Raw genomic sequence first — 26,226 nt, 5'->3', positions numbered from 1 at the left:
CGATGTCCACGTACGTGTCCCTGAGTCGATCCGAACTCGCCGACGTCCACGCGAAACTGACGGAGCAGTTCGAGACGCTGAAGGCGCGGGGGCTGAAGCTGGACCTCACCCGCGGCAAGCCGGCGCCCGACCAGTTGGACCTCTCGAACGGGCTGCTCGTGCTGCCGGGGGAGGGCGACTACCGCGCCGCGGACGGCACGGACACCCGCAATTACGGCGGCCTCCCCGGACTGCCCGAGCTGCGCGCCATTTTCGGCGAGCTGCTGGGCATCCCGGTCGCGAACCTGTATGCGCAGAACAACTCCAGCCTCGAGGTCATGCACCGTCTGATCACCCTGGCGTGGATCCACGGCACCGTCGACGGCGAGCGCCCCTGGGGCGCCGAGGAGTCGGTGAAGTTCCTCTGCCCCGCGCCCGGGTACGACCGGCATTTCGCCATCACCGCCGAGTTCGGCATCGAGATGATCGTGGTGCCGCTGAACCCGGACGGCCCCGATATGGCGGTCGTCAAGAAGCTCGTCGCGAGCGATCCCGCGATCAAGGGCATCTGGACCGTCCCGAAGTTCGCCAACCCCACGGGAGCGGTGTACTCAGAGGACGTCTCCCGCGAACTGGTCTCGATGCCGACCGCAGCACCGGACTTCCGCATCTTCTGGGACAACGCGTATGCCGTGCACCCCCTGGTGGGCGAAGCACCGTCGGACCCCGACATTCTGGGCCTGGCCGCCGAGGCCGGGCATCCGAACCGGCCCTACGTGCTCGCCAGCACCTCGAAGATCACGTTCGCGGGCGGCGGCGTGAGCTTCTTCGGGGCGTCCGCCGAGAATCTCGCCTGGTACGGCCAGTACACCGGCCTGAGCTCGATCGGGCCCGACAAGGTCAACCAGCTGCGGCACGTCCGGTTCTTCGGCGACGCCGAGGGCGTGCGGGCGCACATGCGCAAGCATCGCGACCTCCTCGCGCCCAAGTTCGCGCGGGTGCTGGAGATCCTCGAGGACCGGCTCGGCGCGGCGAAGGTCGCGTCCTGGAGCGAGCCGACGGGAGGCTACTTCATCAGCCTCGACGTGCTCGACGGGACGGCCGCGCGGACCGTCGACCTGGCGAAGGAGGCGGGCATCGCCCTGACCGCCGCCGGCGCCACCTTCCCGTACGGGGTGGACCCGCACGACCGGAACATCCGGCTCGCGCCGTCGTTCCCGTCGATCTCCGACCTCGAGGCCGCAATGGACGGCGTGGCGACCTGTGTACTCTTGGCTTCTGCTGAAAAGCTGATGTCGCAGCCCGAGTAGGGCGCGCCTGAGCAGGAGGATCGCGCCGGTGGCGGACGAGAACAGCCGGCGGTTCCCCCGGCAGTGGTGGGTGCTGGTCCTCTTCGCGGTGTCCGCGGGAGTCGCGGTGTGGCAGCAGTTCGTGCGGATCCCGTTCTCCACACCGATGTTCGGTCTGTTCCACAATCAGATCGACGCCGAGGTCTACCGCCAGGGCGGCGCGATCGTCGCGCGCGGTGGCGGCGGGCTGTACGACGGTCCGCTACTCAACGACATCCTGCCCTTCACCTACACCCCGTTCGCCGGCGTCCTGTTCGTGCCGCTGAGTTGGATGTCCACCGACATGGTGCGGTGGGTGTGGTTGAGCGCGGTGATGCTGGCGCTGCTGGCGTGCATCCTCATCGCCTTCCGGCTCGTCGGCTTCGTCCGCGACGGTCGGGTCTGGTTCGCGGCGATCTGCCTGACACTGGTCGCCACGGTCCTCGAGCCGGTCCGCACCACCCTCTGGTTCGGTCAGATCAACGTCTTCCTCATGCTGCTCCTGCTGTGGGACCTCGGGCGGCCCGCCGGGGCGCGGTTCAAGGGCTTCAGCATCGGCATCGCAGCGGGCATCAAACTCACCCCGTTGTTCTTCCTGGCCTACCTCGTGGTCACCCGGCAGTGGCGCGCGGCCCGCACCGCCGTGGCGACCCTGGCCGGCACCGTGGTGATCGGCTTCCTGGTGATCCCGCAGGAGTCGTGGCAGTACTGGTCGGGGACATTCCTCGACGCGAACCGTGTGGGCGAGCCGAACCAGGTCGGCAACCAGTCCATCAACGGCCTGATCGCGTACCTGACCAACGCGGAGAAGCCGTCGACGGTCGTCTGGCTCGCGGTCGCCGTGCCCGCCGCGCTCGCGGGCCTCGCGGTGGCGGCGTGGGCGTACCGGCGCGGCGTGGTCCTGCTCGCCATCACCGTCGTGGGGCTCACGGCCTGCGCCGTCTCGCCCTTCTCGTGGGGACACCACTGGGTGTGGATCGTTCCGCTGCTGGTCCTTCTCCTCAGCCTGGCGCTGCTGACCGACGACCCGCGGCGCCGGGCGCTCGCGCTGATCGCGGCCGCCGCCCTCGTCGCGGTGACGTTTATCTGGATCACCTACTTCCCGACGCTGCAGCCGACCGGCGTCGAGGACGTCCACGCCACCTACGCCGTCGGGATCTTCCTGCGGCCGCTGGAGAATCCACTCCTCAAGGCCCTCGCCGGCGGCGCCTACGTGTGGATCTTCGCGGCCACCCTCATCGGCTCGGCCTGGTACCTGCGGAGCACGGACGGGTCCGTGCCGGCGAACGCGGAGTCGGTCGGCCGTGCAGCCTGACCGGATCGCCGAAGACCGCCGACTGCTCGCCTATCTCGGCGCCGCGATGATCGCGGGCGGCCAACCCGTGCACGAGGTCGAGGACGAGCTCACGAGCGTGGCCACGGCCATGGGACATCCGCTCGCCCAGATCGGGGCCACGCCCACCGGGCTCACGCTGGGGCTCGAGCCTGGCGCCGCAGCCACTTTCGAGTCCGTCGACGGGCCGCTGCGACTCGACCAGTCGGCCGTCGTCGCGGACGTCCGGCGGGGCCTCGTCGCGCGGACTCTCTCGGTCGACGAGGCCTTCGCCCGCCTCGGCACCCTGCGCTCGCTGCCGCACCGCTACCCGCAGTGGGTGCAGGACGCCTCGTGGCCGGTGATCGCCGTGGGCATCGCGATGCTGTTGCAGCCCGGGTGGCCCAACATCGCGGCTGCGGCGATCGGCGGCATCGTCGTGATGCTGCTCGTGAAGCTCGCGGGGCGGGTGCGGTTCGCCGCCACGCTGCTTCCCACGATCGCCGCCTTCACCGTCGGCACGGGAGTCTTCGCCGCCGCCCAGGCCGGGTGGCTCGACGGTCCGCTGCGCACACTGCTCGCGCCGCTCGCGGTCCTGCTACCCGGCGCCCTGATGGTCACCGGCATGTCGGAGCTCGCCGCGGGGGCGATGGTCGCGGGCAGTTCCCGGCTGACCTTCGGGACAGTGCAGCTCCTCCTGTTCTCGCTCGGCATCCTCAGCGCGACGTCCGTGCTCGGCGTCGCGCCCGACCTGCTCGTCAACGAACGGGTCAATCAGCTCGGCTGGTGGGGTCCGCCGGTCGGTCTGGCGCTGATCTGCGTCGGCGTTTGCCTGAACGAGGGAGCGTCGATGCGGCTGCTCCCGGCGATCGGTCTCGTCGTGGCCGCGGCTTTCGGCGCGCAGCTCGCGGGCCAGCACATCTCCGGTGCCGTTCTCGGTGGCTTCCTCGGGGCGATCGCGGGCAGCCTGGGCGCGTCGCTCGTGGCGTCGGTGCGGCCGCGGCTGCCGCGACTCGTCGTGTTCCTGCCCGCGTTCTGGGTGCTCGTGCCCGGTAGTCTCGGCCTGCTCTCCGTCACGTCGGTGGGTATCGATCCCGAACAGGGTGTGCGCACCGTCGTCGACGTGGCCGCGGTCATCTGCGCACTCGCCCTCGGATTGCTCTTCGGCTCCGCCCTGGCCCAGGCGATGACCGGACGCTTCGAGCGGCGCAAACACACCTGAGGGGGAAGTGTTTACCCACCCAGCGACTTATGTTCATTCGCGCATGTTTCGCTGCAGCAATGACGAATCTCGGTAGTAGGAAAGCTCGGACGGCGTTCGCCGTCAGCGCAGTGGCGGTGCTCGGCGTAGTCGCGGCCTGCGGCAGCAATGGGAGCAACGGCAGCAACGACAGCGGTCCCGGAAACTCGGGCGACACCGCCTCGAAGGTGGAGATCAACCGCCAGGCGGCCGGCGACATCACGACGCACGGAGGCGCCAAGCGCCTCTCGGGTGACCAGACGCAGGCGATCGCCGATTCGATCCAGCGCTCGAAGGCCAAGAACGTGATCCTGGTGATCGGTGACGGCACCGCCAACCAGGAGCTCACCCTCGCGCGGGACTACCAGTGGGGTGCCGGTGCGCAGATCCCCGGTATCGACCAGCTGCCCCTGTCGGGCGACTACACCACCTACGCGCTCGACAAGACCACGAAGAAGCCGGACTACACGACCGACTCCGCGGCCTCCGGCACCGCGTGGGCGACCGGCACCAAGACCTACAACGGCGGCGTCGGCGTGGACGTCAACGGCAAGCCCCAGCGCTCGATCCTCCAGATCGCCAAGGCCAACGGCCGCAAGACCGGCAACGTGACCACGACCGAACTGCAGGACGCCACCCCGGCCGTGCAGGTCGCGCACGTCGCGCAGCGCAAGTGCTACGGCCCCGTCGCGACCAAGACGTTGTGCGCCCCGGACGCGCTCAGCAACGGCGGCCTCGGCTCGATCACCGAGCAGCTGCTCGCGGCCCGCGCCGACGTCACCCTCGGCGGCGGCTGGAAGACCTTCCAGGAGACCGCCGACGCCGGCGAGTACAACGGCAAGACCCTCGAGGTGCAGGCCAAGGAGCGCGGCTACCAGATCGTCCGGTCGGGCTCCGAGCTCGACGGGATCACGCAGGCGAACCAGGACAAGCCGCTGCTCGGCGTCTTCGCCGACGGCAACCTGCCCCGCCTGTGGGGCAAGGCCACCGCTACCAAGGGCGGCGGCAAGGAGCCGGCCGTCACGTGCTCGGACAACCCCGAGTTCGGCGCCACGCCCAAGCTGGGCACGCTGACCAAGAAGGCAATCGACCTGCTCAAGGGCAACGAGGGCTTCTTCCTCCAGGTCGAGTCGGGCTCCGTCGACAAGGCGAACCACGACGCCGACCCCTGCGGCCAGATCGGCGAGACCGTCCAGCTGTCGGACGCGGTGACCGCCGCGCTCGAGTTCGCCAAGAACGACAAGGACACCCTGGTCATCGTCACCGGCGATCACGCGCACACCAGCCAGATCATCGAGGTCGGTTCCGACACCCCCGGTCTGACCCGCACGCTGAACACCAAGGACGGCGGCCTGCTGACCGTCAACTACGGCACGTCGCTCGAGCCGGGCGAGGAGCAGCACACCGGCGGCCAGGTCCGCATCGCGGCCTACGGCCCCGGCGGCGCCAACGTCCTGGGCGTGACCGACCAGACCGATCCGTTCTTCTACATCACGGACGTCCTCGGCCTGGACCGCAACAAGCAGTAGCGGCGTGCGGGCCGTTCGGACATCACGACGTCCTCGGCCTGGACCGCAACAAGCACGCAACAAGCAGTAGCCCCGTTCGCGAGCCGCGGCCCCCGGAAACCCGGGAGCCGCGGCTCGCGGCGTTCGCCCCTCCCGCAGCATCCGACGGTGCGGTTCCCCTGCGCGCCGACGGTGTCGGAGCGAGCTGCGCCGCTGTCGGACGGTGCCGGTAGCCTGACACCGTGGCTCTCTACCGCAAGTACCGTCCAGCGACGTTCGCCGAGGTCGTCGGGCAGGAACACGTCACTGAGCCGCTGAGCATGGCACTCGATTCGGGTCGCGTGAACCATGCGTACCTGTTCTCCGGTCCGCGCGGCTGCGGCAAGACCTCGTCGGCCCGCATCCTGGCCCGATCGCTCAACTGCGAGCAGGGCCCCACCAGTACGCCGTGCGGCGTCTGCAACTCGTGCGTCGCGCTCGCTCCCGGCGGCCCGGGCAACCTCGACGTCACGGAGATGGACGCTGCCAGCCACGGCGGCGTGGACGACGCGCGCGAGCTGCGCGATCGTGCCTTCTACGCACCGGCCGAATCGCGCTACCGCGTCTTCATCGTCGACGAGGCGCACATGGTCACCCCGCAGGGCTTCAACGCCCTACTGAAGATCGTCGAGGAGCCGCCGGAGCACCTCATCTTCATCTTCGCCACCACAGAGCCGGAGAAGGTGCTCACCACCATCCGGTCCCGCACGCATCACTACCCGTTCCGGCTGCTCGCGCCGAACGTCATGCGGCCGCTGCTGGAGAGGATCACGAGCGCCGAGCAGGTCGCGGTCGAGCCGCAGGTGTACCCCCTGGTCATCCGCGCGGGCGGCGGCTCGCCGCGAGACTCGCTCTCGATCATGGACCAGTTGCTGGCCGGCTCCGGCCCGGAGGGCGTCACCTACCAGCGGGCCCTCGGCCTGCTGGGCGTCACCGACACCGCGCTGATCGACGCCGCGGTCGACGCGCTGGCCACCGCCGACGGTGCGGGCCTCTTCGGTGCCGTCGAGAAGGTGATGGAGGCCGGGCACGACCCTCGACGGTTCGCCACCGACCTGCTCGAACGCTTCCGCGACCTCATCCTCCTGCACACCGTCCCGGACGCCGCCGACCGCGGACTGATCGACGTGCCGCAGGACGTTCGCGAGAGCATGTGCGGCGAGGCGGCCGAGCTCGGCCTCGCCACCCTCACCCGCTGCGCCGAGGTCACGCACGCCTCGCTCGCGGAGATGCGGGGCGCCACGTCGCCGCGTCTGCTCCTCGAGGTGATGTGCGCGCGGATGCTCCTCCCCGCCGCCGACGACTCGCAGGCCGCCTTGCTCCAGCGCATAGAGGCACTCGAGAGCCGCCCCGCAGGCACGTCCGCCACGTCCGCCACTGCCCCCGCTCCGGCCGCTGGTGACGCCCCGTCGTCCGACGGTCCGCCGTCCCGTTTCGTCCGACCCAGCCGGCGCCCGGTCGAGGCCGCGGCAGAGCCGACCCCGGCTGCCGAGGCATCCGCCCCGGTGACGCCGCCCGCGCCGTCGTCGCCGCCCGCCGCCGCTGCAGCCCCGGTCACTCCGCCCGCGGAGCCGGGTCCGGCGGCGGAGTCCCCTCCGGCCGAGCCCGCGCGCACCGTCGAATCCGAGCCGGTCCTGCATCGTCCCGCGCCGGACCCGGAACCCGTCGAATCCCCGCCCCCCGCACCGGCGCCGGCGGCGCAGGCAGCGCCCGGGCCCTCGGTGGAGGAGGTCCGCACGGCCTGGCCGAAGGTGCTTCGCGCCGTCAAGGACCGGAGCACGGTGACCTTCGCGCTGATGCCGAACGTGCAGGTGCTCGGCCTCGCCGGCGACGTGCTGCACCTCGGATTGCCGATCCCCGCGCTCCTCAGCAGGTTCAGCGATCAGCAGCACGTCGGCAACCTGCGGGAAGCGGTCCGCGAGGTCTTCGGCACGCAGTGGAACGTCGAGGTCGGCGACGGTAGCGGCGCCCGCACGCAGGGCACCGCCACCGCTCCGGTGCAGCAGCGCTCGACGGGCGAGCCGCGAAAGGCGCCGCCCACGTTCGAGCGCCGCAGCCGCGCAGGCGATCAGCGACCCGATCCCCGTCCGGCGGGCCGGGAGAACCGCGCACCCGCGCACCACGACGACATCCCCCTCCCGCCCGAGCCGGACCCCGAGCCGGCACCGGTCGAGGTCTCCGAGGAGGAGATGATGGACGCGGCGCACCGCGAGGACGCCGTGTCCGGCGGCACCAGCGCGCCGCGGCGCGATCCCGAAGAAGTCGCGCTGGAACTACTCAAGAACGAACTCGGCGCCCGCCCGATCTGATCGGGACGAGCGCCGGGTCGCGTTGTGCGGCTATGCGTCCCACCACGGACGCAGCGGCAGGTCGCCCGCTCCGCCCTTCTCGTCCAGCTTCACGGCCAGCACCTGGTGCAACTGGACCACGTTGCGCTCGAAACCGAGCCGCGATCCTGCCATGTACAGGCCCCACACCCGGGCGGTGCCCAGGCCCACTTCGGCTACCGCCTCGTCCCAGTTGTCGACCAGGTTCCTGCACCATTCGGCGAGGGTCAGCGCGTAGTGCTCGCGCAGGTTCTCCTCGTGCCGCACCTCCATGCCGCCGATGTCCTGTATCGCGGCGATCACACGACCGGAGCCGGTGAGCTCCCCGTCGGGGAAGACGTACCGGTCGATGAACTGGCCGCCCTTGCCCGAAACCTTGTTGTCGTGCCGCGTGATCGTGTGATTGAGCAGCAGGCCGCCGGTGTTCAGCTTCTCGCGCAGCGAGGTGAAGTACGACGGGTAGTTGTGCACGCCGATGTGCTCGGTGAGGCCGATCGAGCTGATCGCGTCGAAGTCGCCTTCGGGCACGTCGCGGTAGTCGCTGTAGCGGACCTCCGCGAACTCGCCCAGACCCTCCGCCTCGATCGCGGCCTGCGCCCACTCGGCCTGCTCCTTGGAGAGCGTCGCGCCGATGGCGTGCACGCCGCGGCGGGCCGCGTAGCGCACCATCCCGCCCCAGCCGCAACCCACGTCGAGCAGCCGGTCTCCGGGTGCCAGTCGCAGCTTCTCGAAGACGAGGCGGTACTTGTTCTCCTGCGCCTCCTCCAGCGTTGCGTCGGTGCTGGGATAGCACGCGCAGGTGTACGTCATCGACGGCCCGAGCACCAGCTCGTAGAACCGGTTGGAGACGTCGTAGTGGTGGTGGATCGCGTCGGCGTCGCGGGTCCTGCTGTGCCGCATTCCCTCCGCGATCCGGCGCCAACGCGGCACCGCTTCTTGCGGGGGCGGGGCGATCGGGATCATGTGCTCGGCGCCCACCGAGCGGGCGATCTGGGCGATCAGCCGGGGCCCCGGCTTGGTGAACTGCAGGTCATCCGAGAGGGCGCGCAGTGCCTCGTACGGGTCCCCCGGGTGGGCACCGGTCAGCTCGAGGTCTCCCGAGATGTAGGCGCGGGCGAGTCCCATGTCGCCGGGCGCTGTTGCGAGATAGGTCGTTCCGCGCGGGGTGAGCAGGTCGAGACCGTAGGGCGCGTCGTCCGGTCCGGCCGACGAGCCGTCGTAGGCCTGCACCCGGATGGCGAGCCTGCCGCCCGCCACCTTCTCGATGATCTCGGCGAGGCTGAGCTTGGGGAGATGCTCAGTGGATCGCGTCAATTCACTGCCTCCTGACAGTCTTGTCGTACAGCCCCAGCAGGCGATCGCCCGGGTCGTAGCGGGACTTGTACTTCTCCAGATGGTCTCCGCCGTAGAGCTCGTCGAATTCGGCGCGCTCGTAGAAGGCCTCGGAGTACAGGGACTTGTGTCCACCCAACTCCGAGACCTTCTCCTCGATGAGGCGGTTCGCCCGACCCTCGATCTGGCCGGGTTGCTTCGGGACCGCGGACCAGAAACCGACGTTCACGTAGGTCTCGCGGGGTTTCAACGGGTACAGGGGCCACGGCCGTTCCGGATCGGCGCCGACGGGGAGCGGATCGCGCAACCGCAAAGGGCACAGCCAGATCGGCTCGATGGGGATCTCGTCCAGGAACCATTCCAGGAAGTCGACGATCGTGTCGATGTGCACCTCGATGTCCTGCACCACGCGCTCGCCGGGCGGCTCGCCCTTGCGTGCGGCAAGCCGATCGCCGATGTCCCAGCGGCGGTCCAGCGCCACGAGCTTCCAGTAGAAGCTGCTGCGCAGCAGGTGTTTCGGCCACACGCGCCGCACCTTCGGATTCTGCGCGCCGAAGGCGCGCGAGCACCAGAACCAGTCCGTGTCCCACCGCCACAGGTAGTCGTGCGTGGTGAGCCGGTCGCGCTTCACTCCGCCGTCGTGCTGGATCGACCGGTAGTAGATCTCGCGGCCGGTGTAGTCGCTGAGCGGCCCCGGCTCGTCGGTCGTGCGACCGAGGACGAGATAAGACTCCCGGGCGGAGAAGACCACCCCGTCGAGATAGTCGACGGGCTCGCCCTCGTACTCCCGCGCGTCGACGATGCCCGCCATCGCCTCCTGCAGGTCGTCGAGCGTGTGGAAGCGCACGTGCCGCAGCTCAACGTACCTCGCGACGGGCTCCAGCTCTACGGTCAGCCGCGTCGAATAGCCCAGCGTGCCATACGAGTTGGGGAAGCCGAAGAACAACTCCGCGTCCGGCCCTTCGGGGGAGGCGGTCACCACCTCGCCGCTGCCGGTGAGGATGTCCATCGACAACACGGCCTCGTGTGGGAGGCCGGCCCGGAAGGAACTGGATTCGATGCCCATGCCGCTGACGGCACCACCGAGGGTGATGGTCTTGAGCTGTGGCACGACCGTCGGAGCGAGGCCGAAGGGCAGCGTCGCCGCGACCAGGTCCTCGTAGGTGCACATGCCGCCCACGTCCGCGGTCCGGGCCCCGGGGTCGAGGGAGATGACCGAAGCCAGGCCCGAGACGTCGAGCCCGGGGGCATCGGTGGCCGCGCGGGCGCGGAATAGGTTGGAGGTCTTCTTGGCCAGGCGGACCCGCGCGTTGAGTGGGATGGCCTGATAGCTCTCCCGCAGCCGCTCGAGGCCGGCTTGATACGCGGCTTCGCCCGCGATCGGGATCGGCGAGGGGGGCCGTGCCGACGTTGCATTGCGAGCACTCACGAGCATCGACGCTATACCTCTCGGGCGCGGCGCGCGCGGGACGTTACCGATTGGTTAGGCTGGCATCGAACCCGTCGGCGGTGCCGACATCCATGTCGCCGACCTGGTCGGGGACGCCGATACTCAGAGAGTCGAAGTACATTGGCCCAGGTAACCGCCACTAAGTCCATCACCATCGCCGCCACGCCGGAGAAGGTCCTCGCCGTCATCGCGGACTACACACGACGTGCCGAGATCCTGCCCCCGAACTACCGCGAGTACCGCGTCGTCGAGGGCGGTCAGGGCTCGGGCACCGTCGCGGAGTGGATCCTGCAGGCCACCGAGAAGCGCTCGCGCGACGTGCGCGCCACCGTCACCGTCGACGGCGCGACCGTGACCGAGACCGACGCGAACAGCTCGATGGTCACGACGTACCGTGCCGTCGCCGCGGATAGCGCCGGCGACGCGACCACGGCCACGATCACCACCACGTGGCAGGGCGCCGGCGGCATCGGGGGCTTCTTCGAGAAGATCTTCGCGCCCAAGGGCCTCGGCCGCATCTACGACGAGCTGCTCACCAACCTCAAGGTGCAGGTCGAGTCCAACGGCTAGGCGCCCCCGACGGCACCGCGGAAGCCCCGTCGCGCCGTTGCCGCTGCGCGACGGGGTCGACCCGACGCGGCTCGTCATCGCCGAGGAGGAGGCCGGGCGCACGCTCGGCGACGTCCTCGAGGCCCGGTTCCCGGGCACCGCGGAGTACGTGGCGCGGGAGAGCGCGGCTGGAGCCGTTCTGAGCTCCGACGGAGCCCGCCTGGCCCCGTCGACGACCGTGACCGCTCGGCAAGCGGTGTGGATGTACCGCGAACTGCCGGATGAGATCGACGTTCCCTTCGCGATGCCGGTCCTGTACCAGGACGAGCGGATCGTGGTAGTGGACAAGCCGCACTTCCTCGCGACGATGCCGCGCGGGGCGCGCGTCGTCCAGAGCGCCCTGGTGCGGCTGCGCCGCGAGCTCGACGAGCCGCTGCTCTCGCCCGCGCATCGGCTCGACCGGCTCACCGCCGGCGTGCTGCTGTTCACCCGCGACCCGGCGGTACGCGGCGCCTACCAGCAGCTCTTCGCCACCGGGCGGGCACGCAAGGAGTACGTGGCGCTCGCGCCGCTGCGCGCCGGGCTGGAGTTGCCCGCGACCGTGGAGTCACGCATCGAGAAGACGCCCGGCATCATGCGCGCCTACGAGGTTGACGGTCCCGTGAACGCGCGCTCGCGCGTGGACCAGCTGGCCGAGGTCCCGGACGGCCGGGGCGGCACCGTCGGGAGGTACGGGCTACGCCCGGAGACGGGCAAGACTCACCAGCTCCGGCTGCACATGGCCGGCTTGGGCGTGCCGATCCTGGGGGACCCGCTGTACCCGGAGCCGCGCGAGGTCGTGGACGGCGACTTCTCCGACCCGCTGCGCCTGCTGGCGCGCACGCTCGCCTTCACCGATCCGGTGGACGGCACCGAGCGCGAATACGTGAGCTCGCGTGATCTGACGGTCGTGAAATCGGCGGCTGAGAGCTCCAGGAGGCCGGATTCGGCTTCGTAGCCCCGGATACTGCCGAATTCACGACTACCGCGTCGCGGGAGAGCCCAGGTACGCGGCGAGCCCGGCGGCAATGGCGTCGGCGAGTCGCTGTTGGCCGTCGGCCGACTCGAGCACCTTCGCCTCGGTCGCGTCCCGGAGGTTGCCCGCCTCGACGAGCACCGACGGCACGGTCGCGAGGTTGAGCCCGGCGAGGTCCGAGCGCGGGTAGAGCCCGCCCGAACCGATGTAGGCGGCCGGGGTGAAGCCTCCCGCCACGAGCGCGTCACGCATTTTCGCGGCGTACGCGGGGCTCGCGGTCTGCTGCGTGGGGTTGAGCGGCGGCGAGGAGAGATTCACGTGAAACCCTCGATTGCCCGGGGCAGAGCCGTCGGCGTGGATGCTGACGGCGGCGTCGGCGCCCCACGAGTTCGCGGCCGCCGCGCGGGCGTCGATGCAGGACGCGACCGACGTGTCGTCCTTGCGGGAGAGCATCACCTGCGCACCGGCGGCGGTGAGCGCCTGGTACAGCTTGTACGCCACGGCGTAGTTGAAGGTGTGCTCCGGAACCCCGTTCACGCTGGTCGTCCCTGTGGTCTGGCACGGCTTGGTGCCGCCGCGGCCGGTGGGGACCTGCTTGTTGATCGAGGCGTCGTTCGCGCCGTTGTGGCCGGGATCGACGAAGATCTTCTTCCCGCTCAGCGCGCCGGCGGCGAGCGGCGCCGCGTTGTTCACGAGGGCGGGCCCGGCGGGCGATAGGCTGGGAGATGCGGCCGCGTTCCGCTGCGGTCCGGCGTCACCGATGGTGCAGCCGGAGAGGACCAGGGCGGGGAGTACGGTCGCGACCACGAGGGCGGAACGGCGGTTCGTCACGGATCGCACTGTACCGCCTCAGTCTGCACAGCGGTAACACAAGTAACACAAATCGGACATAGCGGGTCACCCGACCGGCGTAGGGAGAGAAGTATGCAGCCCGGAGGCTCGATGGAAGACCTGATGGCTCAGGTCGGCGCGATGCAGCAGCAGCTCATGACGGCCCAGCAGGAGCTCGCGGTGACGACCGTCGAGGGCCAGGCCGGCGGCGGGCTCGTCACGGTCACCGGCACCGGTGACGGACAGGTGAAGTCCGTGACCATCGACCCCAAGGTGGTCGATCCGGAGGACGTCGAGACCCTGCAGGACCTGGTCTTGGGCGCCCTGGCGAACCTGGCGGAGAACACCGCCGCCGTCGCGCAGCAAAAGATGGGCCCGCTCGCCGGCGGCCTGCCCTTCTGACGGTCGGCAGGTGTACGAAGGACCCGTACAGGAGCTGATCGACGAGTTGGCGAAGCTCCCGGGAGTGGGACCGCGCGGCGCCCAGCGCATCGCGTTCCATCTCCTGGGAGTGCAGCCCACCGACATCGATCGGCTCACGAATGCGCTCACTCGCGTGCGCAACGATGTGCGCTACTGCGAGGTGTGCGGCAACGTCTCCGCCGAGACCCGGTGCCGGATCTGCTCCGATCCGCGCCGCGACGCCTCGAAGATCTGCGTGGTCGAGGAGGCCAAGGACGTCCAGGCCGTCGAGCGCACCCGCGAATACCGCGGCCTCTATCACGTGCTCGGCGGTGCTTTGAACCCGATCAAATCGGTCGGCCCCGACAAGTTGCGGATCCGTGAGTTGCTCGTCCGCCTCGGCACGTCGGTCGACGGGGTCGACGTCGACGAGGTGATCATCGCGACCGATCCGAACACCGAGGGCGAGGCCACCGCGGCCTTCCTCGTGCGGATGCTCAAGGACTTCCCCGGTCTCACTGTCACGCGGCCCGCTGCGGGCCTGCCGATGGGCGCCGAGCTCGAGTTCGCCGACGAGCTGACCCTCGGCCGCGCCATGAGCGGTCGCCGCTCCCTGTCCGAGCCGCCGCGCGTGCTCGAGGAGTTCCCGCCCGCGGGCGGGTGAGGCATGGAGGCCTCCGCGCTGCTGGCCCGGCTGGGCGGCCCCGAGGGCATCGTCGCGATCGACGGGCCGTCCGGGGTCGGCAAGTCCACGTACGCGCGGCGCCTCGTCGGCGACCTCCGGGCCGGCGGTGCCCGCGTCGCCCTCATCAGCACGGATCACTACGCCACCTGGGACGACCCGGTGTCGTGGTGGCCGCAGCTCGTCGACGAGGTGATCGATCCGTTGGTGCGCGGCCGCGACGCCTTTTACCGCCCCATGGTGTGGCGAGACGGCGTACCGACGCCAGGGGAGGAAATGCGGGTGCCGCACGCCTCGCTCATCGTCATCGAGGGCGTCTCCAGCGCTCGTCGTTCCTTCGCTGACCGTCTGTCTCTGGGCCTCTGGCTGGACGGCGGCACCGCGGCGCAGCGGCTCGAGTGGGCCGTCGCACGCGACGGCGAGGAATCGCGGGCCGAGCTCATGCGCTGGCAGGAGTTCGAGCGCGGCTGGTTCGCGGTCGACGGTACGCGCGAGCGCTGCGTCGCCGTCGAGCCGCGCACCGTCGGGGCGTGAAAACCTGTCGGCGGCCTCTGGCACCGTCGGGGTATGGATGGCGACGAAAGCATGAAGGCCGAACTTCAGGGCTATCTGGATCGGGCGCGGGACGCGCTGATCTGGAAGCTCGACGGTCTAGGCGAGTACGACCTGCGCCGACCCCTCACTCCCACGGGTACGAACCTACTGGGCCTGGTCAAACACTGTGCCATGGTCGATTCGGGATACCTCGGCGGTTGCCTCGGGCGGCCCTTCTCGCATCCCTTCCTTCCCGACCCGGAGTCACCGGACTACGTCGCCGGCGACGACCTGTGGGTACAGGCCCACGAGCCGACCGCCGCGATCGTCGACCTGTTCGCACAGTCGCGGGTCCACGCCACCGCGACCCTCGCGCAGCTCCCGCTCGACGCCACCGGGACGGTGCCGTGGTGGGGCGACCGCGGACGGTCGGTCACGCTGCACCGCCTCGCGATGCACACCTTCTTCGATCTGGACCGGCACGCCGGTCACGCCGACATCATTCGCGAACTGATCGACGGCGCAGCGGGCCTACAGGCCGGTAACAGCAATCTCCCCGACGGCGTCGACTGGCCCGCGCACCAGGCGAAGATCGAGGCCGCCGCGCGGGCCGCGGAATAGGATCGCCCCATGCGCCTGCCCGACCACCCGATCTTCGACGTCCGCCCAGGTCGCTGGCGCGACTACCTGGGGGCCGAACTCGATCTCCTCGCGCGGGAGGTGGGCTGACGTGCCCGCCGGCTACACCCTCTTCGATACGGCCGTCGGGCGGTGCGGGATCGCTTGGGGCACCCACGGTGCCGTGACCGCCGTTCGGCTGCCGGAGGACTCCGACGAGGCCACCGCGCAGCACCTCGGCGGTGGTGACGCACCGTCCGAACCGCCGGAGTCGGTCGCGCGGGTGATCGCGGCCGTCGTCGCCCTGGTCTCCGGCGCGAACCTCGACGACGACCTTGCCTGGGTGTCGCTGGACATGCAGGGGCTCACCGATTTTCAGCGCGTCGTGTACGACGTCGCGCGGCGGATCCCGCCCGGCTCCACCCGGACCTACGGCGAGATCGCCACGGAGATCGGCCTCCCTGGCTCCGCCCGTGCAGTCGGCCGGGCGTTGGGCGAGAACCCTTTCCCGCCGGTCGTGCCCTGCCACCGCGTGACCGCCGCGAACGGCCGCACCGGCGGCTTCTCCGCCGGCGGCGGTGTGGAGACCAAGATGCGCCTCCTCGCGACTGAACAGGCAGTCCTCGGCCTCTGGTGACTATTCCGCGCCTGGCGAGACCACAGTGAGCCCCTCGACCTCGGCTGCGTCGCTAAGGCGCTTGTCGTACGTGACGAACGCGCTGATCTGATCGCGGATGCTCATAGCTGACGCCAGATGGACGGCGTCGAGCGATCGAAGATGCGGCGGACCGATTGTTTCGGCGAGCTTGGCCATTGCCACGGTCAGTGGAATCGTCTCCGCCTGTTCGCCGATGTACTGAGCCTGGGAAGTCGTGTCAGGGTCAGTCATTCGTGCGGCGGCGCGCGTGAGCTCGATCTGTCCGATCACGCTGGTACCGAACGCCTCGCCTTCGTTCGCCTGTCGAGCCATCCAGATCGTGAGCGCATCTGATTCGAACTCGGGCGCCAGCAGCTTGATCAAGGCGGAGGTGTCGAGGTAGTTCACTCGTTCCTCATCTCCTCGAGGATCTGCGAGGCAGATTTCTCCCCTGGCTTCAGCGGCCTTCGTGCCTTCCTCATGGCTGTGATCTTCTCGAGGTCGAGCGGACGCTTGGCGGGGATGATCTGACCCAACGCGACCAGCTCGCGGTATCGGCGCTCCTTCTCGCTCACCGGCACGAGTCGAGCGACGAGTCTCCCGTGGTTGGTGACCTCGATTTCCTCACCCGCCTCTACGCGGGCGAGGTACTTCGACGCGTGCTGCCGCAGCTCGCGGACCCCGATCTGCTCCATGCGATCGACGGTAGCACTTGATGTGCTACTCATGCTGCGCCGTTCTTGTCGCGATGTGCCAGGTACACACTCTCTCGGGTAAGCACGTCGCTGATGACGGCTTCCAGGACCGCGGGGTCGATCACCACGCCGGGACCCGGCCAAAGATCCCAGTCGTCGTAGAAGTACTCACGGAAGAAGTCTTCGACGTCTACCCGCAGCGTGTTCCGCTTCATTGTCCGCAGGTCTTCCTCGATATTGCGTTCCACGGCATGGGAAATGCCCGACGCCGGAGTCGGGTTGGCTGCCTCGACAAGCACTTCGGGCGTCTCGACCGGGATGTGGTTACGCGGTGGCGTCGGTGCTCCGCGATTCCGCTTCTTCCGCGCGTCCCGGCGTTGTTTGCTTGTTCTGCTCACGATGTCCCCCCCGAACTCTCGATGATGACACCGAGGGTAAGACGGGGCACCGACATGTTTTCCGTCGTCGGCGGACGCGTCACATGAAATAGAGCGAGGGCGAAGCCATGCACCGCGCGCATGGCTTCCCGAGAAGACACCCGCGTCGTCCGGCACATCCCGCGCCGACCCGGTGCCCCGGACCACGCGCCCCGAGGCGCAGCAGCGCTCTACTTCCGCAGGCGCTCGCGCCGGAGCAGCTCCACGTCCGGCAGGTCCAAGGGCTCCAGCGACCGCCCGGTCGCGCGGGACAGCAGGAGATCGGCGAGCTCGGGGTTCCGGGCGAGCGCGGGGCCGTGCATGTACGTGCCGAGCACGCTGCCCTGGACGACACCGTCGACCGGCGAGCCGGCGCCGTTGCCCGTGCCCCGGACCACGCGCATCAGCGGCGCGGCGTCCGGGCCGAGAGCCGAACCGCCGCGGTGGTTCTCGAAACCGGTGAGCGGCTGGGTGAGCCCGTCGACCAGCGGCACGCCCTCGATCTCGCCGATCGAGCGCGTCGCCTGCGGCGTCGTGGTGAGGTCGAACAGCGAGATGCCGTCCACTCGCTCGCCCTCGGAGGTCTCGTACCAGTGGCCGAGCACCTGGATCGCCGCGCAGATCGCCAGCACGGGCGCGCCGCGACCGGCGGCCTCCTGCATGCCCGGGTACTGCGTGAGGTGTCGGGTGGCCAGGCGCTGCGCATAGTCCTCGGCGCCGCCCAGCGTGTAGATGTCGCACGTCGCGGGTACGGGGTCGGCCAGCGTGATCGGCAGGACCTCGGCGTCGATACCGCGCAGGCGCGCCCGCTGGCGCAGCACGAGGGCGTTGCCACCGTCGCCGTAGGTGCCCATCACGTCGGGCAGCACCAGGCCGATGACCAGTGTGGACTCGGTGATCCGGGCCTCGGATCCGGAGAAGTCGATCACGCGCGCCGCCCTTCGAGTGCGGTGTTCAGGTCGCGGAACGCGGTGTAGTTGGCGAGCACCTCCACGCGCCCGGGCGGGCACGAGGCGATCGCCGCCAGCGGATCGGCGACGAGCGAGTGCTCCGCACCCGCGTAGGTCAGTCGTACGGCGAGGTCGGCGCCGCGTTCGCCCGACGCCACCACCTTGCCGTTCTCGAACCGCTCGAACTGCACGTCCCACAGCCAGGAGAGGTCCTCGCCGTCGGGGACCTGCCCGTTCACGGCGATCACGAGGCCCTCGGCGGTGCCGTCGATCATCGACATGGCCTCTTGCCAGCCGGCTGGGTTCTTCGCGAGCAGCATCCGCACGGTGTGCTCGCCGACGGTGACGGTGGCGTACCGTCCGGCGACCTCGCCGACGGTGCCGACGGCCTCGACCGCCGCCAGAGGGTCGGCGCCCATCGCGACCGCCGCAGCGACGGCCTGCGCGGCATTGCCGCGGTTGGCGCGACCCGGCAGGCGCAGCGTCAACGGCGCGGCGAAGCCGTCGGGGCCGTGAATGGTGGTCTCGTCGACCCACCAGTCGGGCTCCGGGCGCGAGAAGTCGGTCCCCGTCGAGTACCAGTGCGCGCCGTCGTGGACGATGGGCTCGCCCGAGCGAGGGCACGACGTCGAGTCGCTGGTCCAGCCGCCGCCGGCCGCGACCCACACGACGTTCTCCGCGTCGTACGCGACCGAGGTCACGAGAACATCGTCGCAGTTGGCGATCACCGTGAGCTCGGGGTGCGCCTCGACGCCCGCGCGGAGCCGGCGCTCGATGGCGTTGATCTCGCCGACGCGGTCGAGCTGATCGCGGGACAGGTTCAGCAGCACCAGCGCCTCGGCGTCGGTGGCGTCCAGGACGTGCGGGACGTGCAGCTCGTCGACCTCGAGGGCGGCCAACGGCGCGTCCTGGTGCGCGGTGAGCGCAGCGACGATGCCGGCGTCCATGTTGGCCCCGTCGGCCTGCGTGGCGACCTCGCGGCCGAGCGTGGCGAGCGCGGCCGCGGTCATCCGAGTGGTGGTCGACTTGCCGTTGGTGCCGGTCACCACCACGGTGCGCTTGCCAGCGGCGAGCCGCGACATCAGGTTCGGCTCGATCTTGAGCGCGACGAGGCCGCCGATCATCGAGCCCTTGCCGCGCCCGGCGCGCTGCGACGCCCAGGCTGCGGATCGGGCGGCGAGCAGCGCCGCGCGGGCGCGGAGGGGGAGTCCGGGCATGCGCTCCAGGATAGGGCAAGCTGGTTTCATGGCTGAACTGCACGAAGATCGGCGTCGCGCGCTCTCCTTCGGGGCGATCGCGGGCGCCTACGACCGGCTCAGGCCCCGCTACAGCGACGTCACCCTGGATGCGATCACCACCGGCAGCACGTCGCTGGACGTCGGCGCCGGGACGGGAATCCTCGCCCGGCAGCTCCGGGACCGCGGGATGGACGTGCTCGCCGTCGAGCCCGACGGTGCCATGGCCGACGTCGCGCGGGCGTCGGGCGTGTCGGCCGAGGTAGCGACTTTCGAGGAGTGGGACGCGCGGGGCCGCACCTTCGACCTGGTGACCTTCGGCCAGTCCTGGCACTGGGTGGACGCAGACACCGCGATCCCGCGCCTGTCCGGACTGCTCAACCCCGGTGGCCGCGTCGTCCTGCTCTGGAACAGGTTGCGGCCGACCGCGCCGTCGAACGACGACCTGCGGGCCGCGAGCGAGGACTACGTCAACGTGGAGGCGGCGGGCGCGGGCAGCACGCACGACCAGATGTACAAGATGGCCGAGCTGCGCGGACGGTTCGAAGCCGCGGGCTTCACCGTCACCGAGCGGGAGGACTCGTGGACCGAGACCCAGGAGAAGGACCGGTGGCTCGACCTGGTTTTCACCTACTCGGGGCACTCAACCCTGCCGGAGGACCGCCGGGTTGCCCTGCGCGCCGCGCTCGCCGAGGTCATCGGCGACGGTGACGTCGAGCTCGCCGCCGGCACGATCGCCCTCATCGCCGAGCGGTAGCGGCGCGGGCTTGCGCAGCATCCCCAGGAGGCAGCCGAAGATCACTACCCCGGCGCCCGCCAGGGCGAGCGCCGTTGGGTGCTCGCCGAGCACGATCGCACTCGCGGCGATGCCGACGACCGGCACGAGGAGTGTTGCGGGCGCGACCGTTGACGCCGGGTACCGGGCCATCAGCGCGCCCCACAGCCCGTACCCGACGACGGTGCTCAGGATCGCGATGTACGCGACGCCCAGGAGCGCGAGGCGCCCGTCGGCAGCGTCGAGGCTGTGGGCCAGGGCCTTCCAGCCGGTGGTGGGGCCCTCGACCGCGGCGCTGAGCGCCAGCATCGGCAGGGGCGGGATGACCGACATCCAGAGGGTGAAGCGGAAGGGCTCCGACGGTGCCGCCAGCCGCTGTCCGATGTTGCCGAACGCCCAGCTGAGTCCGCCGAGCAGGGTGAGGATCACGCCGAGCACGCCCACCCCGGCCGCCGCGTCCGCGCGGTCCGCGATGATCAGGCCCATACCGACGACGGCGATGCCGATGCCCGCGACCTGCCGGACGGTGAGCTTCTCGTGCAGGAGGACGGCGCCGAGCAGCACGGTGAACGGCGCCGACGACTGCAGCACCAGCGAGGCGAGTCCGGTCGGCATCCCGATGTGCATCGCGGTGAACAGCAGGCCGAACTGGAAGGTGCCCGAGCCGTTGCCGTACAGCAGCAGCCACTTCACCGGTCCCTTCGGCGGTCGCACGAACAGCAGCACCGGCAGTGCCAGCACGAGGAAGCGCAGCGCTCCGAGGAACAGGGGCGGGAAGTAGTCGAGGCCGTAGCGGATGGCGAGGAAGTTCAGCCCCCAGAGCACGACGACGGTGAGGGCGACGAGGCGGTGGCGGGGGCTCATGCGGTCCACTGTCCCGCTGCGGGAACAGAAGAACAATCGAATACTTATTGACTATTCATGTAGCTTTACTACATGGATGTCCACCGGCTGCGAATTCTGCGCGAGCTCGCCGACCGGGGGACCGTCGGCGCGACTGCGCGCGCGATGGACATGACGCCGTCGGCGGTGTCCCAGCAGCTCAAGGTGCTCGCGCGGGAGGCGGGGGTGGACCTGCTCGAGCCCGACGGCCGGCGGGTGCGGCTCACCGCCGCCGGGCTGGCGCTGGTCGTCCGGGCGGAATCCGTGCTGGGCGAACTCGACCGGGCACGCGCGGAGATGGACCGCTACCGTTCGACGCCGGTCGGCGTGGTCCGGCTGACGCTCTTCCCGTCGGCGGCCGAACTCCTGCTTCCCGGCGTGCTGCGCCGCACCGCCGCAGCGGGAATCCAGGTGGCCGCCGCGGACGCGGACCTCCCGGGGACGGAGCTGCCGGCCATGCTCGCGGACGCGGACGTCGTGGTGGCGCACCGCGATGAGCGGGCGACCCCGCTGGGCGGTCCCCGCATCGCCTGCCGCATCCTCATGCGCGAGCCGATCGACCTGGTCGTCCCGGTCGATCACCCGCTCGCCGCGGCCGGACGGGTCGACGCGACGCAACTCGCGGACCTCGAGTGGATCAGCGTGCGCGACGGCTTCCCTGTCGACGACGTGCTCCGCTCCCTGGCTACGATCACCGGCGTGCAGCCGCGAGTGGTGCAGCGGATCAACGACTTCCACACGATCCAAGCCATGGTGGCGGCCGGGCTGGGGGTGGCGCTCGTCGCGCGCCACGCAGTGACCCACCCCGGCGTCCGGGGCCTCGAGATCGTCGGAGTCCTCGCCGCCCGCATCCTCGAGGTGGCGACCCGGCCCGGCGCCGAGCGCCGGCCGGCCGTCGCTGCGGTGCTCCGCGCGCTCGACGAGGAGGTCCATGCGGTGAGTTGACGGGACGTAAGGTGGGCACATGAGTGAACACGGCACGCTGGACGCGATCGTCGTCGGCGCGGGACTCGCGGGCCTGGTGGCCGCGTACGAGCTGTCGCGGGCGGGGCGCACGGTCCTGATCCTCGACCAGGGGAACCGCAACAACCTCGGCGGCCAGGCATTCTGGAGCCTCGGCGGCCTGTTTCTGGTGGACTCCCCGGAGCAGCGGCGCCTGGGTATCAAGGACTCCTTCGAGCTGGCCTGGCAGGACTGGACGGGCTCCGCAGGCTTCGACCGGGAGGACCAGGATCATTGGCCGCGGCAGTGGGCCCGCGCCTACGTCGAGTTCGCCACCCACCGCAAGCGCGACTACCTGCGGCGCCTCGGGCTCGGGTTCACGCCCGTCGTCGGCTGGGCCGAGCGGGGCGGCGGCGCGGCCGACGGTCACGGCAACTCCGTCCCCCGCTTCCACCTCACCTGGGGCACCGGCCCCGAGGTCGTTCGCGTCTTCCGCGAGCCCGTCGAGCGCGCGGAGGCTCAGGGCCTGGTGCGTTTCGCCTTCCGCCACCGCGTCGACGAGCTCGTCACCGGCGACGACGGTGCCGTGGTCGGAGTCCGCGGCGCAGTCCTCGAGCCGACCGAGCTCGAACGCGGCATCGCGAGCCCTCGCGATGTGCAAGGCGAGTTCGAGTTCCGTGCGCCGACGGTCCTCGTGACCTCCGGCGGCATCGGCCACAACTTCGAGCTCATGCGGCAGTACTGGCCCACCGAGCGGCTCGGTCCGTTCCCGCAGCACATGATCGCCGGCGTCCCCGCGCACGTGGACGGCCGCATGCTCGCGATCTCGGAGTCGGCGGGCGCGAACATCGTGAACCGCGACCGGGTGTGGGCCTACACCGAGGGCATCCATAACTGGGACCCGATCTGGCCCGACCACGCGATCCGGATCATTCCGGGCCCGTCGTCGCTGTGGTTCGACGCGAACGGCAACCGCTTCGCGGCCCCGAACTTCCCCGGCTTCGACACGAATTCGACGATGAAGGCCATCCTCGAGACCGGCTTCGACTACTCGTGGTTCGTACTCACCGAGACGATCATCGAGAAGGAGTTCGCGCTCTCCGGCTCGGAGCAGAACCCGGACATCACGGAGAAGGACCTGAAACTCGCGCTCGGACGCGTGAAGTCGAAGGGTGCGCCGGGCCCGGTCGAGGCGTTCAAGCAGCACGGCGAGGACTTCGTCGTCGCCGACACGCTCGAGGAACTGGTCGCGGGGATGAACCGGATCGGCCGCGGCGGGCACGTCGACCTCGACCACCTGCGCACCCAGATCGAGGCCCGTGACCGGGAGACCGCCAACGCCTTCAGCAAGGACGCCCAGCTTCAGGCGATGCACAACGCGCGGAACTACCTAGGCGACAAGGTGGTGCGCGTCGCCAAGCCCCACCGCATCTTGGACCCGGCGCACGGCCCGCTCATCGCGGTCCGTCTGAACATCCTGTCCCGCAAGACCCTCGGCGGGCTCGAGACCGATCTCTCGGCCCGGGTCCTCGGGGCCGACGGTACGCCCGTCGGCGGTCTGTACGCGGCGGGCGAGGTGGCCGGCTTCGGCGGCGGCGGCGTGCACGGCTACAACGCGCTGGAGGGTACGTTCCTCGGCGGGTGCATATTCTCGGGGATGACGGCGGGCCGCGCCGCGGCCGCCGCGACGGGCGATCGAATCGGAGGTACACGAGCATGAGCGCACGCACGGCACTGGTGACCGGAGCGACCTCCGGCATCGGCTACGAGACGGCTAAGCTGTTGGCGCAGAAGGGCTATCGGGTCCTCGGTACCAGTCGCGATCCCGGGACCATCGCCGCCGAGAAGCGGATCCCCGGCGTGGAGTACCTGGCGCTGGACCTCGCGGACCGCGACTCCGTCGCCGCGTGTGCGACCGCGGCCGGTGCCGTCGACGTCGTCGTCAACAACGCCGGAGAGAGCCAGTCCGGCCCGCTCGAGGAGCTCCCTGCGGACGCAGTCGACCGACTCTTCCAGACCAACGTCTTCGGCGCGGTACAGCTCACTCAGCGCCTGCTGCCGTCGATGCGGGAGCGGGGCTACGGTCGGGTGATCATGGTCGGCTCGATGCTCGCCAGCTTCCCGCTCGCGTATCGTGGCTCGTATGTCGCCGCCAAGGCCGCGCTCAAAGGTTTCGCCTCCGCGGCGCGGCAGGAACTCTCGCCCTTCGGGGTATGGGTCTCCACGGTGGAGCCGGGTTCCATCGCCACCGGGATCGGTGAGCGGCGCACCAAATATGTCGCCGAGGACTCCGTGTACCGCACCGACTTCGACACGATGATCGAGAAGCTCGACGCCAACGAGCGCGGGGGTATCACGCCGACGCAGGTGGCGGAGGTGATCGTCAAGGCGATCGAGGCCGACAAGCCGCGCGAGTTCTACGCGGTGGGTAGCAATGCGCCGCTGGTCTTCCTGCTCAAGCGGCTGGTGCCGGTCGAGGTCGTCTCCAGCATCGTGGCCCGCAAGCACGGCCTTAAGCGGTAGCTACCTCACGTCGTCGTCGACGACGCGAGACGCAGCCGAAGCGGCCGCGACCGGACCGCGTAACGGCGTCCTGCAGGATCGCCGCGGTCTCGGTGTACCGCTCCGGCTGCGCCCCGGAGTCGCCCGGAGTTGCGGGACCTACGGCGCCCAGGTCCGCGTCGACGCCTCGCCGACGGCCTCCTGTGTGGCGCGGCGGCTGCCGTTCGCGCGGTTGACCGCGGAGACGACGGCGCGCAGCGAGGCGGTGGTGATCGACGGCGCGATGCCCACGCCCCAGACCGTGCGGTCCTCGTCGCCGACGCGCACGATCGCCTCGACGTAGGCCGCGGCCTGCGCGTCGTCGCCCGCGGACAGCGCGTGCTCGCTGTAGTCCAGCACGCGGACCTCGAAGCCGACGGTGCCGATGGCGTCCACGAACGCCGCGAGCGGGCCGTTGCCCTCGCCGGAGATCTCCTGCTCCTTGCCGTCGACCCTGACCACGGCGTCGATGCGGTCGACGCCCCCGTCGACCTCGGAGGCGGTCACCCTCTGGCGCATGCGCTCCAGCGGCAGGATCGGGTCGATGTACTCGCCCGCGAAGACGTCCCACATCTCCTTCGGCGTGACCTCTCCGCCCTCGCCGTCAGTGATCTTCTGTACCGACTGGCTGAACTCGATCTGCAGGCGCCGCGGCAGCTGCAGGCCGTGGTCGGCCTTCATGATGTAGGCGACGCCACCCTTGCCGGACTGGCTGTTGACGCGGATCACCGCCTCGTAGTTGCGGCCCACGTCCTTCGGATCGATCGGCAGGTACGGCACTTGCCACAGGATGTCGTCGACGTCCTTGCCGGCGTCGTCGGCGTCGATCTTCATCTGGTCGAGTCCCTTGTTGATCGCGTCCTGGTGGCTGCCGGAGAACGCCGTGTACACCAGGTCGCCGCCGTACGGGTGCCGCTCGTGCACCGGCAGCTGGTTGCAGTACTCGACGGTGCGGCGGATCTCGTCGATGTCCGAGAACGTGATCTGGGGGTCGATGCCGCGGCTGTAGAGGTTCAGGCCGAGCGTCACCAGGCAGACGTTGCCGGTGCGCTCGCCGTTGCCGAACAGGCAACCCTCGATACGGTCCGCGCCGGCCAGGTAGCCCAGCTCGGCGGCGGCGACACCCTCACCGCGGTCGTTGTGGGGGTGCAGCGACAGGATCACGCTGTCGCGGCGGGCCAGATTGCGGCTCATCCACTCGATGGAATCCGCGTAGATGTTCGGCGTCGCCATCTCGACGGTGGCGGGCAGGTTGAGGATGATCGGATTCTCCGGCGTGGGCGCAATGATCTCGGTGACCGCGTCGCACACCTCCTTGGCGAAGGAGAGTTCCGTGCCGGTGTACGACTCGGGGGAGTACTGGTACCGCCACGCGGTGTCCGGGTACTTCTTCTCCTCCTCGAGCACCTTGTGCGCGGCGTCGGTGGCGATCTTCTTGATCGCGGCCTTATCCGCGCGGAAGACGACGCGGCGCTGGAGCACCGACGTCGAGTTGTAGAAGTGCACGATCACGTTCTTCGCGCCCTGGCACGCCTCGAAGGTGCGCTCGATGAGCTCGTCCCGGCACTGCACCAGCACCTGGATCGTGACGTCGTCCGGAATGGCGCCGTCCTCGATGATCTCGCGCACGAAGTCGAAGTCGGTCTGGCTGGCGGAGGGGAAGCCGACCTCGATCTCCTTGTAGCCCATGCGTACCAACAGGTCGAACATGCGGCGCTTGCGAGCGGGACTCATGGGGTCGATGAGGGCCTGGTTGCCGTCGCGCAGGTCGACGGCGCACCACAGGGGCGCGGTCGTGGCGACCTTGTCGGGCCAGGTGCGATCGGGGAGCGTGATGTGCTCGACCTCGTCGCCGAAAGACCGGTAGCGATGGGCGGGCATGACGCTCCCACGCTGCTGGTTCCACGCGGGCTGGCCCGGGTTTCGGGAGCCGGCGGGAGCGGTGATCTTGGAAACGCCGGAGGTGTAGGAATCGGCTGCAGGACTCATGTGTCGAGGTTACTTTCT

The 26,226-nt window shown here is 70.0% G+C and carries 26 protein-coding genes; 16 read left to right on the top strand and 10 right to left on the bottom strand.

Annotated features, from left to right (window positions below; genetic code table 11):
- Positions 1-2 precede the first annotated feature (2 nt).
- The 5 genes from FK529_RS05220 to FK529_RS05200 all read left to right on the top strand — a co-directional run bounded on the left by FK529_RS05220 (position 3) and on the right by FK529_RS05200 (position 7,715).
- Positions 3-1,289 (top strand): aspartate aminotransferase type Ic, encoded by a 1,287-nt coding sequence (locus tag FK529_RS05220; RefSeq protein ID WP_146559959.1) that lies wholly within the window; start codon positions 3-5, stop codon positions 1,287-1,289.
- Positions 1,290-1,317: 28 nt separating this feature from the next.
- Positions 1,318-2,622, top strand: coding sequence for a glycosyltransferase 87 family protein (locus tag FK529_RS05215; protein WP_146559958.1), 1,305 nt, complete (start codon positions 1,318-1,320; stop codon positions 2,620-2,622).
- Positions 2,612-3,841 carry a threonine/serine exporter family protein gene (locus tag FK529_RS05210; protein WP_146559957.1) on the top strand — a complete coding sequence of 410 codons (1,230 nt, stop codon included), beginning with the start codon at positions 2,612-2,614 and terminating at the stop codon, positions 3,839-3,841. Before FK529_RS05215 ends, FK529_RS05210 begins: the two co-directional genes overlap by 11 nt.
- Positions 3,842-3,900: 59 nt before the next feature.
- Complete coding sequence (phoA, locus tag FK529_RS05205) at positions 3,901-5,388, top strand: alkaline phosphatase (RefSeq protein WP_146559956.1); 1,488 nt, start codon at positions 3,901-3,903, stop codon at positions 5,386-5,388.
- A gap of 221 nt (positions 5,389-5,609) precedes the next feature.
- On the top strand, positions 5,610-7,715 hold the full coding sequence (locus tag FK529_RS05200) for a DNA polymerase III subunit gamma and tau (RefSeq protein WP_146559955.1): 2,106 nt from the start codon (positions 5,610-5,612) through the stop codon (positions 7,713-7,715).
- Between the two features lie 30 nt (positions 7,716-7,745).
- Here FK529_RS05200 and FK529_RS05195 read toward each other — a convergent pair whose 3' ends face one another.
- Both FK529_RS05195 and FK529_RS05190 read right to left on the bottom strand, forming a co-directional pair.
- The gene (locus tag FK529_RS05195) at positions 7,746-9,047 is read right to left on the bottom strand and encodes a class I SAM-dependent methyltransferase (RefSeq protein ID WP_146559954.1); all 1,302 of its coding nucleotides are present in this window, start codon (positions 9,045-9,047) and stop codon (positions 7,746-7,748) included.
- 1 nt (position 9,048) lies between these two features.
- Complete coding sequence (locus FK529_RS05190; RefSeq protein WP_146559953.1) at positions 9,049-10,500, bottom strand: FAD-binding oxidoreductase; 1,452 nt, start codon at positions 10,498-10,500, stop codon at positions 9,049-9,051.
- A 135-nt stretch (positions 10,501-10,635) separates the two neighbouring features.
- Here FK529_RS05190 and FK529_RS05185 point away from each other — a divergent pair, with 135 nt between their 5' ends.
- Complete coding sequence (locus tag FK529_RS05185; RefSeq protein ID WP_146559952.1) at positions 10,636-11,085, top strand: SRPBCC family protein; 450 nt, start codon at positions 10,636-10,638, stop codon at positions 11,083-11,085.
- Between the two features lie 43 nt (positions 11,086-11,128).
- A complete protein-coding gene (locus FK529_RS05180; RefSeq protein WP_205124365.1) occupies positions 11,129-12,061 on the top strand; it encodes a pseudouridine synthase in 933 nt (310 codons plus the stop codon).
- Between the two features lie 24 nt (positions 12,062-12,085).
- On the opposite strand, the gene FK529_RS05175 is transcribed toward FK529_RS05180, so the two are convergent.
- Positions 12,086-12,910: an Rv3717 family N-acetylmuramoyl-L-alanine amidase gene (locus FK529_RS05175; RefSeq protein WP_146559950.1), complete on the bottom strand. Its 825-nt coding sequence runs from the start codon at positions 12,908-12,910 to the stop codon at positions 12,086-12,088.
- A 93-nt stretch (positions 12,911-13,003) separates the two neighbouring features.
- Between FK529_RS05175 and FK529_RS05170 the strand changes: the two genes are divergently transcribed.
- The 5 genes from FK529_RS05170 (at position 13,004) to FK529_RS05150 (ending at position 15,783) form a co-directional block, all read left to right on the top strand.
- Complete coding sequence (locus tag FK529_RS05170) at positions 13,004-13,312, top strand: YbaB/EbfC family nucleoid-associated protein (protein ID WP_146559949.1); 309 nt, start codon at positions 13,004-13,006, stop codon at positions 13,310-13,312.
- Between the two features lie 10 nt (positions 13,313-13,322).
- Positions 13,323-13,976: a recombination mediator RecR gene (gene recR, locus FK529_RS05165; protein ID WP_068742415.1), complete on the top strand. Its 654-nt coding sequence runs from the start codon at positions 13,323-13,325 to the stop codon at positions 13,974-13,976.
- A 3-nt stretch (positions 13,977-13,979) separates the two neighbouring features.
- The gene (locus tag FK529_RS05160; protein WP_146559948.1) at positions 13,980-14,528 is read left to right on the top strand and encodes a uridine kinase family protein; all 549 of its coding nucleotides are present in this window, start codon (positions 13,980-13,982) and stop codon (positions 14,526-14,528) included.
- A gap of 33 nt (positions 14,529-14,561) precedes the next feature.
- Complete coding sequence (locus tag FK529_RS05155) at positions 14,562-15,149, top strand: DinB family protein (protein ID WP_231702924.1); 588 nt, start codon at positions 14,562-14,564, stop codon at positions 15,147-15,149.
- Positions 15,150-15,258: 109 nt separating this feature from the next.
- On the top strand, positions 15,259-15,783 hold the full coding sequence (locus tag FK529_RS05150; RefSeq protein ID WP_146559947.1) for a methylated-DNA--[protein]-cysteine S-methyltransferase: 525 nt from the start codon (positions 15,259-15,261) through the stop codon (positions 15,781-15,783).
- Here the strand turns inward: FK529_RS05150 and FK529_RS05145 are convergent, their stop codons facing one another.
- From FK529_RS05145 to FK529_RS05125, 5 genes are all read right to left on the bottom strand, one after another.
- Entirely contained in the window at positions 15,784-16,191 is a 408-nt protein-coding gene (locus FK529_RS05145) for a type II toxin-antitoxin system VapC family toxin (protein ID WP_158635050.1), read from the bottom strand.
- On the bottom strand, positions 16,188-16,478 hold the full coding sequence (locus tag FK529_RS05140) for a type II toxin-antitoxin system Phd/YefM family antitoxin (RefSeq protein ID WP_146559945.1): 291 nt from the start codon (positions 16,476-16,478) through the stop codon (positions 16,188-16,190). Before FK529_RS05140 ends, FK529_RS05145 begins: the two co-directional genes overlap by 4 nt.
- Before the next feature lie 29 nt (positions 16,479-16,507).
- Complete coding sequence (locus tag FK529_RS05135; RefSeq protein WP_146559944.1) at positions 16,508-16,876, bottom strand: hypothetical protein; 369 nt, start codon at positions 16,874-16,876, stop codon at positions 16,508-16,510.
- 209 nt (positions 16,877-17,085) lie between these two features.
- Positions 17,086-17,793 carry a type 1 glutamine amidotransferase gene (locus FK529_RS05130; protein ID WP_146560150.1) on the bottom strand — a complete coding sequence of 236 codons (708 nt, stop codon included), beginning with the start codon at positions 17,791-17,793 and terminating at the stop codon, positions 17,086-17,088.
- A 26-nt stretch (positions 17,794-17,819) separates the two neighbouring features.
- Positions 17,820-19,061: a Mur ligase family protein gene (locus tag FK529_RS05125; protein WP_146559943.1), complete on the bottom strand. Its 1,242-nt coding sequence runs from the start codon at positions 19,059-19,061 to the stop codon at positions 17,820-17,822.
- A gap of 28 nt (positions 19,062-19,089) precedes the next feature.
- On the opposite strand from FK529_RS05125, the gene FK529_RS05120 reads away from it, so the two are divergent.
- Positions 19,090-19,836 carry a class I SAM-dependent methyltransferase gene (locus tag FK529_RS05120; protein WP_146559942.1) on the top strand — a complete coding sequence of 249 codons (747 nt, stop codon included), beginning with the start codon at positions 19,090-19,092 and terminating at the stop codon, positions 19,834-19,836.
- Here the strand turns inward: FK529_RS05120 and FK529_RS05115 are convergent.
- Entirely contained in the window at positions 19,723-20,718 is a 996-nt protein-coding gene (locus tag FK529_RS05115) for an EamA family transporter (RefSeq protein WP_146559941.1), read from the bottom strand. The genes FK529_RS05120 and FK529_RS05115 overlap by 114 nt on opposite strands.
- 72 nt (positions 20,719-20,790) lie before the next feature.
- Between FK529_RS05115 and FK529_RS05110 the strand changes: the two genes are divergently transcribed.
- From FK529_RS05110 to FK529_RS05100, 3 genes are read left to right on the top strand one after another with little or no spacing between them, the layout of a single operon-like run.
- Entirely contained in the window at positions 20,791-21,681 is an 891-nt protein-coding gene (locus FK529_RS05110; RefSeq protein WP_146559940.1) for a LysR family transcriptional regulator, read from the top strand.
- 19 nt (positions 21,682-21,700) lie between these two features.
- Positions 21,701-23,398 (top strand): FAD-binding dehydrogenase, encoded by a 1,698-nt coding sequence (locus FK529_RS05105; RefSeq protein WP_146559939.1) that lies wholly within the window; start codon positions 21,701-21,703, stop codon positions 23,396-23,398.
- Positions 23,395-24,201 (top strand): SDR family oxidoreductase, encoded by an 807-nt coding sequence (locus tag FK529_RS05100; RefSeq protein ID WP_146559938.1) that lies wholly within the window; start codon positions 23,395-23,397, stop codon positions 24,199-24,201. Before FK529_RS05105 ends, FK529_RS05100 begins: the two co-directional genes overlap by 4 nt.
- A gap of 138 nt (positions 24,202-24,339) precedes the next feature.
- Here FK529_RS05100 and leuA read toward each other — a convergent pair whose 3' ends face one another.
- Positions 24,340-26,208: a 2-isopropylmalate synthase gene (leuA, locus tag FK529_RS05095; RefSeq protein ID WP_146559937.1), complete on the bottom strand. Its 1,869-nt coding sequence runs from the start codon at positions 26,206-26,208 to the stop codon at positions 24,340-24,342.
- Positions 26,209-26,226 lie beyond the last annotated feature (18 nt).

The organism is Tsukamurella asaccharolytica, from assembly GCF_007858435.1.
Taxonomy (GTDB): Bacteria; Actinomycetota; Actinomycetes; order Mycobacteriales; family Mycobacteriaceae; genus Tsukamurella; species Tsukamurella asaccharolytica.
This window is presented reverse-complemented; position numbering and strand designations above follow the sequence as displayed.